Origin of the sequence: Christiangramia aestuarii (assembly GCF_009735585.1) — a bacterium.
GTDB lineage: Bacteria > Bacteroidota > Bacteroidia > Flavobacteriales > Flavobacteriaceae > Christiangramia > Christiangramia aestuarii.
Genome location: NZ_VJVW01000003.1, coordinates 66338 through 82437, shown reverse-complemented (window position 1 = coordinate 82437; position 16100 = coordinate 66338). Strand labels below are relative to the sequence as shown.

6 protein-coding genes are annotated in these 16100 nt (G+C 40.7%); all 6 read right to left on the bottom strand.

The genetic code is table 11. The features are described 5' to 3' along the window. Positions 1 to 2 precede the first annotated feature (2 nt). The 6 genes from FLP08_RS08250 to FLP08_RS08225 all read right to left on the bottom strand — a co-directional run bounded on the left by FLP08_RS08250 (position 3) and on the right by FLP08_RS08225 (position 15872). Positions 3 to 1364, bottom strand: a complete 1362-nt coding sequence (locus FLP08_RS08250) for a vanadium-dependent haloperoxidase (protein ID WP_156275838.1) — start codon at positions 1362 to 1364, stop codon at positions 3 to 5. After that, positions 1364 to 4639: a VCBS repeat-containing protein gene (locus FLP08_RS08245; protein WP_156275836.1), complete on the bottom strand. Its 3276-nt coding sequence runs from the start codon at positions 4637 to 4639 to the stop codon at positions 1364 to 1366. The genes FLP08_RS08250 and FLP08_RS08245 overlap by 1 nt, the downstream gene beginning before the upstream one ends. Continuing rightward, entirely contained in the window at positions 4632 to 7946 is a 3315-nt protein-coding gene (locus FLP08_RS08240) for a VCBS repeat-containing protein (RefSeq protein WP_156275835.1), read from the bottom strand. The genes FLP08_RS08245 and FLP08_RS08240 overlap by 8 nt, the downstream gene beginning before the upstream one ends. Continuing rightward, positions 7939 to 11247, bottom strand: coding sequence for a VCBS repeat-containing protein (locus FLP08_RS08235; protein ID WP_156275834.1), 3309 nt, complete (start codon positions 11245 to 11247; stop codon positions 7939 to 7941). Before FLP08_RS08235 ends, FLP08_RS08240 begins: the two co-directional genes overlap by 8 nt. 71 nt (positions 11248 to 11318) lie before the next feature. Further along, the gene (locus tag FLP08_RS08230) at positions 11319 to 12848 is read right to left on the bottom strand and encodes a RagB/SusD family nutrient uptake outer membrane protein (protein WP_156275832.1); all 1530 of its coding nucleotides are present in this window, start codon (positions 12846 to 12848) and stop codon (positions 11319 to 11321) included. 12 nt (positions 12849 to 12860) lie between these two features. Continuing rightward, positions 12861 to 15872: a SusC/RagA family TonB-linked outer membrane protein gene (locus FLP08_RS08225; protein ID WP_156275830.1), complete on the bottom strand. Its 3012-nt coding sequence runs from the start codon at positions 15870 to 15872 to the stop codon at positions 12861 to 12863. Between the last annotated feature and the right edge of the window lie 228 nt (positions 15873 to 16100).

Genomic DNA, 16100 nt, shown 5'->3' with positions numbered 1-16100 from the left:
AATCAGTTGGATGCAAGATCAGATTTATCTTCTTTCAACTCCAGGTTGCCAACCACGAATTTCCCCAGATCCAGCCCTTGTTTCAGGCCTACGTCTATTGCCGACCTGTAATGGATACCGCCGTATAATCTACTGTTTGCAGCTTCCCTGGAAGCCTCGTAGAAAGAATTGAAATTCCTGATGGGAAGCCCATAAGTTAACTCGGTATCATCTTCAAATTTGAAGTTCTCTCCGAAAATATCTGTAAGCACCACCGAAGCCGCTCCAGAAACCACCGAATGCCCACTGGTATACTCGGGGAATGGAGGTGTCTGTAATACCGGCGACCAGGATTCATCTACATATTTGTTAATAAGCGTTTCTGGCCTTACCAGGTTACTCCTGTATTTTTCATCCCAGCAACTAATAAAGGCATCGGCAATGGCAAGTGAGGTCTTGGTGTAAGCGTAGACAGTTTTATCAAAATCGGCGTTGTCCATTCGGCAGGCGATCTTGGTAATTCCTATCCAGTGTCCTCCGGGAGTGATCTTTTTTGTAGCGAACATTAAATGCCCCTTCTGTGTAGAAACATAGGGATTGCAATCCCAGAACTTCGCGATTTCAAGCTTTTCATTTTTATCGCTATCCCCTAACTGGTTCATTTCCTGCTTTACCTCATAAACCTCCATGAGTTCCTTGTAAAATTCAGATCCTGGTTCCATGGAAAATTCTGGAGGTGGTGCTGGCTTGAACTGGTTTGCAGAATTTATCACAAAAGGTCTTATTTTACTCCAGTGTGGTTCTATACCATCCATATAGGAAGGCGGCGTTGGTTGCCACCTGCTTTCATCATCTGTATAGAGGGAAAACTTAGGCATGGTCCTGGTTTCGGCATAATTATCCTTGCTCATCCAATTAGTGATATGCTCAGCTACCTTAAGCCCATAATCCCTGGATTTCTGGAAACTATCCGGATTCTGTTTTTCCCAGTTATTGAAGATGCTATCACGGAATTGAACCAACCTGTCCTCAGAAAAAATAAGTTTCTTGCCTATTTCATAAAATGCAACTATAGAAGCTATTTTTGGATTTAAGCCTGTGGTATCTTCAGGTGTCGGAACAGGTTCAAAATCTGTGAGCTGTCCCGCCAGACTTTTATAATCTTTATCACCTATTCTCATAGCTTCATAAGCCGCAATATTGGAATAGGCATATATCCTACTGGACACCGGTGGTGAAAAGATATCATGGACCTGGATCTCGGTTAACTTATCCACAGCCATATGGTAATCTTCAGAGGTAACCTCAATAGGTTTATCCTTTTCACAGGATAATAGAAGCACTCCTAAAAAAAAGAGGAGTGAAAATTTATTTAAGCTTTTCATTACTTTAAAACTTTATACAGTTCTGCTTTATCATTATTAGCCAGTCCTATCAAAAAGCTTTGGTTTCCAAGTTCAATAAGCTCCATTTCCCTGATAGCTTTTCCGCTTAGGTCCAAACCGATTTCAGGTCCTAGCCTGATATCATTCTCAGAAAAGATCATCGCCCCGCTAAACGCGGCATAAGCCCCATGAAACGGACTTACTCCAAAATAGTTTCCAGATAGTAGGGCTACTTCTTCTCCATCAACTTTATCAGTTACTAATATAGCATTTATAGGCGCAAATTGTAAATTTTTGTTAAAAGGAATGAATCGAAATTTACCATCTTCATTTTTTAGGTAACCTGATGCAAGGGTGTTCACCTCTAATACGGACATTTGATCCAAACCATCGCCAAAAATCTCCTGCACATCTTTCCCGGCAAATTTGGAGTAATCTGGAAACTTTTTCTTTAAGTAGTTCATCTGGGAAGCTAACTCATCCAGACCTGCATAGGTATAATATTTTCCTTCCTTCTCATGCGTAAGGATGGTTTCCGTAGAACCATTCCCATCTATATCGCCATAGAACATCTTCAATGGAGAACTAGCTGAGGCTTTGAATTTAGAGTTAAGTCCCCAGTTTCCCAGCAATATGTCAAAGTCCCCATCATGATCTATATCAAACGGGGCCATACTTTGCCATAATCCTTCCAGATCTTTGAATTCCTGGGTATCATCTTCATCCAAAACTCCTTTTGTATTTTTGAAGATTCTGGGAGACATCCACTCCCCTACCAGTAACAGTTCGGGATATTCATCATGGTCCAGATCCAGCCATAGGGCGTCTGTGATCATTCCCGGATTTCTTAGCTGGGTATTCTGAACTAATTCAAATTCCTGTCCCTTATTCTCTAACAGAAAGGATTCAGGTATTTTACCAAAATCGCCAGCCACGCTATAACCTCCAATAAAAATATCAAGGTCCCCGTCATTATCAATATCGGCAGATCGAATGACACTTGCGTTGCTGAAAAATTCAGGTAATTTCATTTTTTTCCAGCCATCACCATCAGAGATCCAGCAGGCATCCTTCAAAACTTCCACCTGCCCATCGAATTCGCTACCACCTGTCACGTAAAATATATCATTTTTTCCGTCACCGTTAAAGTCAGCAATTTCAACATCTGTGATTTCAAGGGTTCTGGTATCTTTTAAAAATGGAAATTGAGCTTCGTTAAGTTCATTATTAGCCTGAATGAATATCCTCGCGGTTGAACCCCGTGAATTACCAATAAATATATCGTCTTTCCCGTCATTATCAATATCACCTATGGCTGCAGAAGGCGTTTTATCTGAAACCCTATATGGAATTAGTTTCTGCCGGTCGAAATCATCATAAGAATTCTCTTTATGGGTATAATTAAAACCCGGTATGCTATCTTTCTTCTCCAGAATATTTCGATTGATTTTAGTTGCTCCGATCAATTCATCTGGCCGGGTATTCTTTGTTGGAGAAAAGCTCAGGCTCTGGTTGGTCTTAAGGTCAAAATACTTGTCAACACTCCGGTCTGGCCAAACCACTATAAGAGAATCTATCTGCTCGTTCTGCCCGTAACCAAAGTGTATAATGGGTTCGCTGGAAGACTGAAACCCTTTGCTTGTAAATAGCTGATCGTATTGTAAGGTATCCTGGTGGTAAGAGTAGACCTTGGTACCAATTCCGTATTTATTTTCTTTAGAATAATTCAATTCCAGCTTTAAATATGTGTTTCCAGACCTGCCCAGGTTCTCATATATTCCTGCTTTAGCGTTCAGGTCATTGGTTACCAGGTCCAGATCGCCATCATTATCAAGATCTGCATAGGCGCTTCCGTTAGAGGAAGTATTCAGCGGTGCTATCCATTCTCCGGAAACATCCTTAAAAGCAAGATCCTTAGTGCCCTTAAAGAAATAGTTTGGAACCCGCCCATCTGGCATGATCTTCAAGGCCTCATAGTCTATGAATTCAGAATTCTGCTTATTCTTAAGAATCTGATTATTTGATACATACTTGATATAATCCAGATCATTCGGTCTTTTTTCTATCCCGTTAGATATAAAAATGTCCTTTTCACCATCCATATCATAATCTGCAAAAAGAGCAGACCAGCTCCAATCTGTTGCCCCAATACCGCTTAAAAGAGCGATCTCCTGGAAATTTTCACCAAAATTGTTGAGCTGAAGCATATTTCTGCTAAACTGGCGATGGTATCCGTACTTCATCCGGAGGTTCAGGATCTTGGCCTCTTCATCTCCTACCGAACTTTTTAAGGCTGTTTCATCTTCGGGCAGCATATCAAGGCTTAGCAGATCCGGATAGCCGTCGTGGTTTATATCGGCCACATCATTTCCCATGGAGAAACGGCTTACCTGGCTCATTTTATCTTTTAAGGTCTCATTAAATGTTCCGTTTCCATTATTTATGTACAGATAATCATCTTCGTGAAAATCGTTACTTACGTATATATCTGTGAAACCATCGTTATTAAAATCGGCTGTGGCAAGCCCAAGGCCATAGGCATTAGGTCCACCATAGATACCGGCTTTCTCACTTATATTATGAAATTTACCGTCCCTGAACTCAAAAAGCTTATCTCCACTGGCTTCGGTCCTGCGATCTCGTATCTCAACAGGACCAAATGAATCATCTGTATGTACGGCATGATTCAGCACGTAAAGGTCCAGATCTCCATCATTGTCGAAATCAAAAAAGGCGGCCGAGGTACCATAATTTTCGAGGGCAATCCCATATTCTGAAGCAGCCTCTCTAAAGGTTCCGTCGGTATTATTGATATACAGTTCATTGCGGCCATGCAGCCCCCTGATACCGCTTACTGCCAGTACATAAATATCCAGGTAACCATCTGCATTAACATCGGCCATCACCACCCCGGTATTCCAGTCTGATTTTCCGGCGACTCCCGCTTTTTCTGTAATATCCTCAAACCTGAAATCACCCTGGTTCAAATACAGGCGGTTTGATTCCTGGTTGGAGGTAAAAAATATATCGGGCAGCTCATCATTATTAATATCTCCAATTGCGACACCCCCGCCATTATAATAATAAAGGTAATTGAGGATATTCATGGAATCGGTTTCGGTAAGATTATTTTCGAAATCTATGCCGGTGCTTTCTGTTTCCAGGCGTTCGAAAAGATAATTTTCTACACGCTCATCATCTTTCTTAGAATCGCTGGAACATGAAACCAGAACCTGAAAAGCTGTAATAAAATATAGGAACGAAATTCTATTCATTTCGTTTGAACAATTTAGGTTTAGAATCGGTAATTCCGGCAATAATATATTGCTCCCCATTTTTTGCCTTTAACCACTTAAGCTGTTTCACCTCTCCTTCCAGTAGAAGTCCGGTTATCTCTGAACCTGCCACTTCAAAGCCTTTATCCTCCTGAAGCAGAATGTTACCATAACTTGCATCCATCCTACCAAACTGCGGTTTAAGAGAAAAATTATTTCCGGCGATCAATAGATCGGTCTTTCCATCTTTATTGAAATCTGAAGCGGCAATACTGCAGATACAGGAAAATTGCGCCCTTGAGGGTAAGGCTTCGATCCTATAATTGCCAGAACCCTGATTATAGGCTATTATACTTTTATAATTGGTGATCTTGCTCACTTCTGCCTTCTCAAGCACATCTGCTGAAAAAAGGTCCTGAATAGATTTTTCTGCATATTCACTGAATTTCAGGTTTTGCTTTTTTATGGAAACGATCTGTCCGGCCAACTCTCTTTTGGTATGAAGTGGAATATCACGACCCTTGATGGTCCTGGTAAAGATCTGTTCAGTAGTTCCATTAAGGTCAAAATCTGTCACGAACATTTTCGTCGGGGCCTCTGGAGATGCAGTATAGCTGCTGTTTTCACCCCTGTTCCCAAAGACGAGATCTTCCTTTCCATCATTATTAAGGTCCCCTGCATACACTGTATTATACATTCCCGAATAACCAGAAAGGCTATTTTCACTTTTACCGAATTTACCCCCTTTATTGATAAAAATTAAAGGACTCATCCATTCGCCAACCACCACCAGATCTGGAGTTCCATCCCCATTTTGATCTGAAAACTGGGCCCCGGTAACCATTCCAATATTTTTAAGATCGGGGGCTGATTTTTCAGTAATATCAGAAAAATTACCCTTGCCATCATTTTCAAGGATCATACTTGAAACTTTTAAGCCATAGATACCGGGAACGGTGTAGCCTCCCAGGAATAGGTCCAGGTCACCGTCATTGTCAATATCGGCCGTCTTTATCGTAGACATATTATTAGGAGAATATGCAATTACCTTATAATCCTCGAAATTAAGATCGCCACGGTTCAGGTAAAGCCTTAACCCGGTACGGGCATTCCTGAAATTACCCCCCGAAGTTACCAGCAGATCCAAATCGCCATCGTTATCTATATCGGCAAATTCAGCGTCGGTATCCTCAAATTTCTCACCGAAATTAAATGCAGCCTGCTCCAGTTTCCCAGGTTGTTTTTGAAGAAATATCTTTCCGGCCTTTCCTTTGGGACCGCCAATGTATATATCTTCATTTCCATCATTATCCAGATCGGCTACGACCAGGGCAGGTCCTTCCCGGGATTGCATTTTTGGGATAAGCCCCTCGTAATCAAAATCTACATGCTGGTCTTCCTTGTAAGCTTCAAAAGAAGTGTTCACTTCCCTGAACCAGGTAGATCTGTCCCCGGTTCCGGTATCCAGGTTCTCTACTCCCCTGGCTTGCTGGAGAACCAGTGTTTCATTTAAGGGAGGATCCAGTACGCTTAACTTCTTTTTATTCGGAAAGACTATGGTCACAGAATCTACTTTTTCCCGATTCCCTAATCCTACGTTCATTTCGTAATCTACCGATGACTGGAACCCCCTGGTAGGAATAAGTTCCTGGCGAATAATTTCATCACCTGTATGTATATCTATAATACTGCCAATAGCCATAGTATTTTTATCGGCTCCTTCTACTCTGATAGTAATATAATTGCTGTTGAACTTTTCAGCATTGTTGCGGTAAACAAAAGAAAGCATGTTGAAATTATTTACCAGAAGGTCGAGATCCCCGTCATTGTCAAGATCGGCATAGGCTGAACCGTTCGAAAACCCCGGTTCGGCAAGTCCCCAATCCTTGGTTACATTTTCAAATCTAAGGTCCTTGTTATTCCTAAGCGCATAATTAGGAATAGGCGTAGAAGGCATCTTATTAATCACTTTTTCGATCTCCTCCTTCTTCCCTGTAATGCTCATTTTCTGGATGATATCATTGGCGAAGAAATCCATGAAATCGTTGTTGGTAAGATCATGGTAAATCCCATTACTCACGAAAATATCCCGGTATCCATCATTATCCATATCAAACAAAAGTGCGCCCCAGCTCCAGTCGGTCTTGGCAACCCCGCTGTAATGCGCTATTTCTGAAAAGGTGCCATCCCCATTGTTCAACTGAAGTGTATTCTGCATGTACTGGTTGTAAAAATCACGACTTTTCTTCAGCTGATAAAGATCATACCTTTCGTAATCGCCGGTCTCTTTTAATCTCTTATCATCTTCCGGAAGCATATCGGTCACAAAGATTTCCGGAAGGCCATCGTTATTAAGGTCGGCCATATCTGCTCCCATAGAAGAAAGGCTGAGATGTTGCATATAATTCTTGATCTCCTCTCTAAAGGTTCCGTCCCCCTGATTGATATATAGATAATCCCTCTCATAGAAATCATTAGAAACATAGATATCTGGCCAGTAATCACCATTCACATCACCAATGGTCACTCCCAGGCCAAATCCAATCAGGCTTCCGTATATACCTGCTTCCTCGCTAACATCGGTAAAATTCCCGTTATCATTTCGCAAAAGCTTGTCACCTCCACCCTTCAGGGCATCGGGAATGTCCCAGTCCTCGCTACGTAACTCCCTTTTATTTACATAACCAAGGCTGCTTACAGGGATAAAGCTGTTGTTCAATATATAAGCATCCAGATCTCCATCGCCATCGTAATCAAAAAAGGCTGCATGGGTCCCAAATCCACTATCGGCAAGATTGTATTCCTCAGCTTTTTCGGTAAAGCTTAGATCTCCATTATTTATAAATAGTTCGTTCTTTTTATCGTCTCCTTCCACATTACCCGCATTACAAACATAAATATCCAGGTAGCCGTCGGCATTGATATCTACCATGGTAACACCGGTAGACCAGGATTTTGTTCCTTTAACACCGGCCTTATTGGTAATATCCTCGAACTTGAAATTCCCCTTATTCAGGTAAAGCTTATTGTCCCCTCGGTTTGCGGTGAAATAAACATCTGGCAGTCCATCATTATTAAGATCTCCAATACCTATCCCGCCACCATTATAAAAATTCCTGTAATTGAAAATATTGAAGTCCTTTTCATTTTCCACCTTGTTAATAAAACTGATCCCCGTGGAATCCGGGCTCATTTCAGTAAATAAGGTTTCCCTGTCCTCCGCGGATATAGCTTTCTTATTTTCTTCATCCTTAGCACAGGAAAAAAGCGCTACCAGGCATAGTAATAGTATGGTTTTTCTAATCATTGGAATTTGGGTATTTTACAATTCGGATACTGTCATTATTTATTCCGAAGATCAAAAAGTTGCTGTCCTTAATTTTGACCTCTTTTATAGATTTTATCGCTCCCCTTACATAAAAGTCACGAGGCATGATCTTGAAATTACCGTTGCCCAGGTTTCGAAGAACCTGCACTAAACCTGCATCCTGTCTTCCCAATTGGGTATTCACGTGATAATTATTCCCCCCCAATAATATATCCGGCAAATCGTCTCCATCAAAATCTGACAGTAGGATCGCATGTACAGGCGAAAATTGCACTTCTATAGGTAAACTGCTTACCTTAAAGTCAAGATTCCCCTTATTTTCAAAATAAGATGTTTCCAGCTTAACTACCTTCTTTTTTCTGGCACTGGAGATTTTATCCTCTGAAAAATAATCATTAAAATCTGCTTTTGCGAATTCGGTATAAGATAAATAGTCCTTATTTAGTTTAGGTATTTGTTTGGTGAGTTCTTCCTTTGTAGCCAAAGGGGTTTCCCTGGACTGGTAGTAATATGTAAGAATAGGGTCTACCTTCCCATTATCGTCAAAATCCTGAAGATACAATTGCATTGGAGATTCAACCGAAGCCTGCAACCGGCTATTTAGCCCCCAGTTTCCAGCAACAATATCAAGATCTCCATCTTTATCCATATCTGCCAATTCCAATTCATTCCACCAACCCTCAGAATTTGCAATGGACTTTCTATCTAAGTTACCCTGTCCATCATTCAGTAAAAAGCTAATTGGCATGTAATGGCCGGCAAGGACAATGTCTGGTTTTCCATCCTTATTTATATCTACGATCTCGGCATCGTAAATCATACCCAGGTCCTCCAGGGCAGAATTATAGGAAACATCAGGTTTAAAATTTCCATTACGGTCATTTAAAAAAATTACAGACTGATTGGTTTCACCATAGGTTCCAAAATCTGAATTACTGGCAATGAAAATATCCTCATACCCGTCACCATTAAAATCTGCATTTCTAACTAAAGATGCATTTATACTGATCTTTGGGAAAGAATCGTTTCTGTAAAACCTGCCACCTTTATTAACGTATAAGGATGGATAGTTCTTATTTTTTTCATTTAGATCGCTGCCGCCGTAGACCACCAGAAGATCCATATCCCCATCTTTATCTGCATCAAAAAAGACCTGATCTGTAGGCTCTCTTCCTTCTGTACTAATCTCTGATTGTTCCAGGACCTTGAATTCTCCATTACCTGCTTGCTGCAACAGTTTACCCATATTGAACTTATCCCCAGAAAAGTAAATATCCTCATTGCCATCAGCGTTAAAGTCTAATACCGAAATCGCCGGACCGAGATTGGACTGGGAATATGGAATTAAAGGTTCGTAAATAAAATCCCTGAAAGAATATTCACGATGGTTTTCGGCCAGGTCTGGAGTGTAATTCTGTTTTAGGGCATTATCCTGAATTTTCGTTACCGCCCTTGTACTATTCTCGAAATCGACTAGGATCCTCTGGTTGGATTTCAGTTTTCTAATGGTCTGAAATTTTCCCCCGGGCCAAATTATCTTTACTGAATCTATTTCCCGGACCTTTCCTAATCCAAAATGCAATTCAGGAACAACAGAAGAAAGAAATCCCCGGGTAGTGAAATTTTCCAAAACCTGTCTCCCGGCTTTATTGTAAACTTCCACTTTACTGCCAATCCCAAATCTGTTATTAGGAGGTCCTTCGAAACCAATTTTCAGGTAATTAAGTGAATCCAGTTGCCAGCTCGTATTTTCATAAACAAAAGCCTCCTCGTTCACGTTATTGGTGACTAGGTCCAGATCGCCATCGTTATCCAGGTCGGCATAAACAGCTCCATTACTAAAAGATGGATTAGAATCTAACCATTCATCGTTCATTTTCTGAAATTTGAGTCCTCCTGAATTTTTGAAGAAATAGTTTTCAGTTTTCTTTTCAGGTATCTCCTCGATGATCTTCATATCCTGGTCTGTAATACCCTTATTCAGCCTTTTCTGGATATTCTCGTTAGCGATAAAACTTATATAGTCCATATCGTTGGTGGCACCAAGAATACCGTTACTAATAAAAATGTCCTTATACCCATCATTGTCCAGGTCTGCAAATAATGGCGCCCAGCTCCATTCAGTCGCGGCTACTCCAGATAAATAAGCGATCTCACTGAAATTCAAATCCCCCTGGTTAAGTTGAAGAGCATTCTGCATATATTGATTGGCGTAGCCTTTCTGAAGATAATTGTGGTAGATATGATATGAAAAGTCTGTCCCTGAAGCTTTATAAGTAGTAAGGTCTTCAGGTAGCATATCCAGGCTGAGAATATCCTGTAACCCATCATTGTTAAAATCGGCGATATCTACCCCCATACTATAATGCGAAGTATGAGCTATGCCGCTATTTTCTCTAGAGATAAGCTCCCTAAAACTTCCTTCAGCCTGGTTTATGTACAGATAGTCGTTTTCAAAAAAGTCATTTCCTATGTAAATATCGGGATATCCATCGTTATTAAGGTCTCCGGTCGCTAATCCCAGTCCATAACCTATTTTACTACTGTAGATACCGCTTTCTTCTGAAACATCCATAAAACGGCCATTATCGTTTTTAAACAGGCGATCGCCAGACAGGGTATCTGGTTTTTTCCTTAGCACGCCCGAGCCGTAGTTTGAGTTAGGATGAACCGAATGGTTCATCAGGAACATATCCAGGTCGCCATCCAGATCGTAATCGAAAAAACTTGCCTGGGTAGACAGCCCTTTAAAATTCAGGTTGTATTTAGCAGATTCCTCTTTGAATACCGGAATTCCATTTTCGGAAATCCCCTGGTTAACATAAAGCCGGTTGTGCCCCTGCAGGCTTTTGTAATTGCCAACCTCACAAACGTAGATATCCAGTAAGCCGTCGTTGTTTATATCTACTGTGGTAACGCCTGTAGACCAGCCCTTGCTTTCGGCAATTCCAGCCCTGCGGCTAACATCCTGGAACTTAAAGCCACCTTCATTTAAGTATAAATGATCGGTTTCCTGGTTGGAGCAAAAATAAAGATCTGTATATCCATCATTATTAAAATCGGCAGCAGCTACTCCCGCCCCATTATAAAAATAGAGATAGTTAAGAATATTCAGCTCTTTTGAAGAGCTAATCCTGTTGGAGAAGTCTATACCCGTAAGCTCGGGTTCAAGCACACGAAACCTTAATCCTGAAGTAATTCCCTCATCGCGAGAACAGGATAGAACTAAAAAGAAGCCGAATACCAGAATAAACAGCTTTCTTAATTGAATGGTTTTCATGCAAGTAGGTTTAATATAAAAGCCTTTCCAAATTAAGGAAAGGCTTTGATTTTAGGCTAATCAACTGATAATTAATAACCTGGATTTTGTGTTAAATTTGGATTCGTTGCAAGAGCATCTGGTGGAATTGGGAATAACAAATAAGTTGTTGTAGTTTCCGGTTTCTCAAAATGAGCATCCAGGTAAGTAGAGAAACGAATCTGGTCGTTCCTTCTCCATCCTTCCCAGTATAATTCCCGTGCTCTTTCGTCCAGAATATCATCCAGGCTTACACTTGCCAGGTTTGAAGTTTGTCTTAGCTCTCTTATACTATTCACTAAAGATTCCGGCGTATCTCCCATAGTTGCGGAACCACCTCTCAAGATAGCTTCAGCTTTCATGAGAAGGGCATCTGCATACCTAAAATGCACATAATCGTTTCCTGGAGACCCTATGCTCTGAAAATCTACAGGATACTTGATCACCCTGATACCTGCCACCTCACTAGAGGCTGTCAAAGAGAAATCCTTTGTAAATGCTAAAGGATCTCCATTCCTATCCTCTAGAGGAGAACCATCGGCTGCAAATTGCTGACCCAGTAAGAAACCGGCATTCATCCCGGTATTTCCTTCGAAGTAATCTGGAGTAAAATTCCTTCTCATGTCTCCATCTTCATACAGATCATAAATTTCAGCCAAGGTCACAAATCCATTCCATCCATCTGGCTGGTTGTTATAATGCAGGGTCATATGCCACCTGGATTGCGTATTCGCTGGATTATTACCTCTCACATTTTCACTAACAAAGATATTTTCTGAACTGTCATCTGTATTAGTAGGAGAAAAGTTATCAAAATACATGGTTTCCAGGTCATAATCTCCGGAACTTATGATGGCATCCACATGCTCTATCACCGTGTTCATATCTGCAGCATCAAAGCTAAATGGACCTGGATTTGCACCATTGTTTTCGTTGGTATCCATATAGACTGCTTTATTCAAATAGGCTTTTGCCAGCAGAAAATGAGCTGCATTTTGATTGGCAACTGTAGGATCACCATTATCCGGAAGGTCATCTATGATCTCTTCCAGTTCTGAAATTACAAAATTAATACCTTCAGGCCTGTTTAGAGTAATTGAAGGTGGCGTAGTAAGATCTTCGCCAGGTTCTCTTCCCAGAACAAGTCCAAAATTATCTACCAGGTGAAAAGCGAAGAAAGCTCTTAAGAATCTGGCCTGTGCCGCTTGTTCAGGGCTCGGATCAAATTCCAGCACCTGGGTTGAACGGAAAATCCCGCTTAACAAACCTGTATAAGCACTATTGATAAAGTTATTGGAACTGGCCCAGCTATGCGTATGTAAATTTCTCCATACACCTCCGTCATCCCAGTCTGGTCCACGAGTTGGTCCCGCTAGTTCGTCTGAAGTATGTTCCTGCAGGGCAAAAATATTATCCTGGGTATCGAACATTCTCATAGCCTGATAGGCCGACTCGAGTAAGGACTCGGTACTGGTAGTTGTAGCGGCAACGTCACTATCTACCGTGTCGTTTAATTCTTCATCCAGGGTAGTACACCCGAATGCCAGAATGCTAACAAGTAATATTAATAGTATTTTTTTCATAAGAATATTTTATTAAAAATTTGCATTTATTCCTACCGTAAAGCTTCTGCTTCTTGGATAAGAAGTATAATCGATACCAAATGATGGAACATCGTCTATCGCTTTGTTTACGTTCACTTCAGGATCGAAACCATCATAAGGAGTAATCACGAATAAATTCTGTCCTGCTACGTAAACACGCAGGGAATTCATCCAGTTCACATTAAAATCATCCTCTCCCATAAAGGTATAACCTATTGCGGCACTATTCAACCTTAAAAAGTCCCCGCTTTGAAGGTCATTTGTAGAAAGGAACGGTCCTCCATTATCAGGATCGGCACCAGAATTTACGGCTGCATAGGTAGCATTATCTCCATTGGCAACTGCTGCCTTGTAGAATAATGCTGCTTTAGTATTGTCATAGATCTCGTGACCATAAGCACCGTTAAAGTTTGCATTAAAATCAAAGTTTCTAAAAGTTGCATTTAACGCAAAACCTAGGGTTATATCAGGGTTAGGATCTCCAACGAAAGTCCTATCTGAAGTTAGACCAGGTCCATCAAAATTAGGGTTTATGACTCCGTCACCATTTACATCTACATATGTTGGAGCTCCGTTTTCGTCATATCCATCAAAAATAGGAAGGTAAAAGGCATATAACGGCTGATTATCATATAGTAACTGTGATCGTTGACCGGTTAAACTTCTACCATCAACCTGACCAGTTGGAATACCAATTGGGAATTGATTGCTTACGTTTGTAATAGAATTATCAAGGAACGCCATGTTATAGGAAACATCAAAGGTCCAATCATCATTTTCTATCAAACTGGCATTAAAAGAGATCTCAAAACCTTCGTTATCGATCCCGATATCGTTAAAGTTAGTCCAGTAGTCCACATCTGGAGCCGGCTGGATTGCAGGTAATCTAAAAAGAAGGTCGTTTGTTGTTCGGTTAAAGTAATCTAATGAACCGGTAATACGGTCGTTTATGAATCCAAAATCGATTCCAACACCAAACTGTTCGGTAGTTTCCCATTGTAATTCTGGGTTCGCCACATTTACCTGCTGTACTGCAGTTCCATCATCGGTAGGACCAAATTGGGTTTGTGCTGAACCTGCCGGGAACTCCTGGTTACCAGTGATACCCCAGCTTCCTCTCAGTTTAAAGGTTGATATTGCTTCTGGCAAAAAGCCCTCTTCATCGATTTTCCAGGCCGCACCTACAGATGGGAAATAACCATACTGATTGTTAGATCCAAATTTACTGGAACCATCAGCCCTTAATGTAGCTGTTAATAGATACTTGCTTTTCCAGTTAAGGTTGGCCCTTCCAAAGAATGATTGTAACTCTGAGGATGGGTTGTAATAAGCCAGAATATCGTTAGGCTGGAAGGTAGCTGCATAACCTATTTCCTTAATATATTTGTCCTGATCTGCAATACTGAAATCACGACCTATCAAACTATTCCCTTTAGATTCAAAGCTCTGATAAGAGTAACCTATTACTGCATCAAGCTTCAGGTCTGCGGCGATATCTGAATTATAGTTTAAAGTATGTTCAAAAAGCTTATTGAAGTTATAATTATCCTCAATAGAAGCTACCCCACGGCCTATAATATTATTAGCCTCAAAGTCGGAAGAAATAGCTGTCCTACGAGTAGATTCACTTCTGTCTAAACCTACGCTGAATTTATAATCAAGGCCTTCAATAATATTTACCGTAGCAGATAAATTTGCCAGGATCCTTGAGGTTTCGGTTTTATCTTCAAAATAATCAAGGAAAGCCTGAGGGTTTCTCTGGTTATCACTTGGCTGGTTATAGGTGCCATCAGCATTGAAAAAAGGTCGGGTTGGATTCCATCTCAAGGTAGAGGACATTAAATCCCCTTCTGCAGAAGCATCTTCAAATATAGCTTCTCCATCATCTTTAATATGGGAATAAATGATATTCGATTTGAAAGTCACCCTATCTTTAAAGGCACGCTGGGTAATATTAATATTACCACTATACCTTTCCTGACCAGTACCTTTTACAATCCCTTCTTGATCTAGCATACCCAATGAAATTCTATAATTTCCGGTCTCACCACCAGAACCATACGAAAAGTCATGCTGCTGAGTGAAAGAAGTTCTTAGAATAGAACCTAAAGGATCTAATCGGGCACCTAGATCTGGATTAGGATTTCCCAGGTCTCCAGCAATTCCAGGATAATCGTCTGCGGATATTAGATCATATTCATTGGAAATAGTTCCAGATTGGAAGGAAGAATTAAAGCTAATCTGTGGTTTTCCGCTTCTACCTCCCTTGGTGGTAATAATCACAACACCATTAGCACCACGAGAACCATAGATAGCGGTTGCCGAAGCATCCTTTAATATATCTATACTCGCGATATCACTGGAGTTTATGAAATTAAGCGGGTTTGTACTACCCCTTCTTCCCAGACCTACATCAGATCCCGGGCTAACTCCGCCACCGCTTAATGGGACACCGTCCACAACGATCAGTGGATCGTTTCCTGCACGAATAGAAGAAGTACCTCGAACCCTTATGTTGGCTCCAGCCCCTGGCTCTCCACTGGCCTGGGTTATCTGAACCCCGGCTACCCTACCTTGTAATAGCTGGTCTGGAGAGGTGTTTATACCTTTATTGAATTCCTCAGCCTTCACTGATGAAACGGCACCGGTTGCATCCCTTACAGTAGTTTGACCATATCCGATCAAAACCACTTCTTCCAGTTCTGAAGCATCTGTAGAAAGACTTACATCGATTGTTGTTTGACCATCTACGGCAACTTCCTGGGTTTGGTAACCTACGAAGCTAAATACAAGAGTGGCATCTTCTGGCACATCATTTAAAGTATAATTACCATCAAAATCGGTAGTCGTACCTGTAGAAGTCCCCTTAATCGCGACGGTTGCGCCGGGAAGTGGACCAGTTTCATCTGTAACTGTTCCGGTGACCGTTTGTTGTGCATTTACCATTCCACAAAAGAGGAAGATAGCTGCAAACAAAAAGCCCCTGAAGATAATTTGTTTCATAAGAAAAAGTTTTAGTTGGAGTAATTCAGAATTTTTCTGAATGGTACTAAATTTATATAAATATCTGTTAATAAGTTAACTAATTCATCAAAAAAATTAAAATTATATTTTGTTTAAACTGAGGAATAACCAAACATTCACCCTAAAAATTATTGTTTTGGGAATATGAAGCTTTCCTAAGGTCTATGATTATGATATCCATAATTTTCTTCTAAATATTTCAAAATC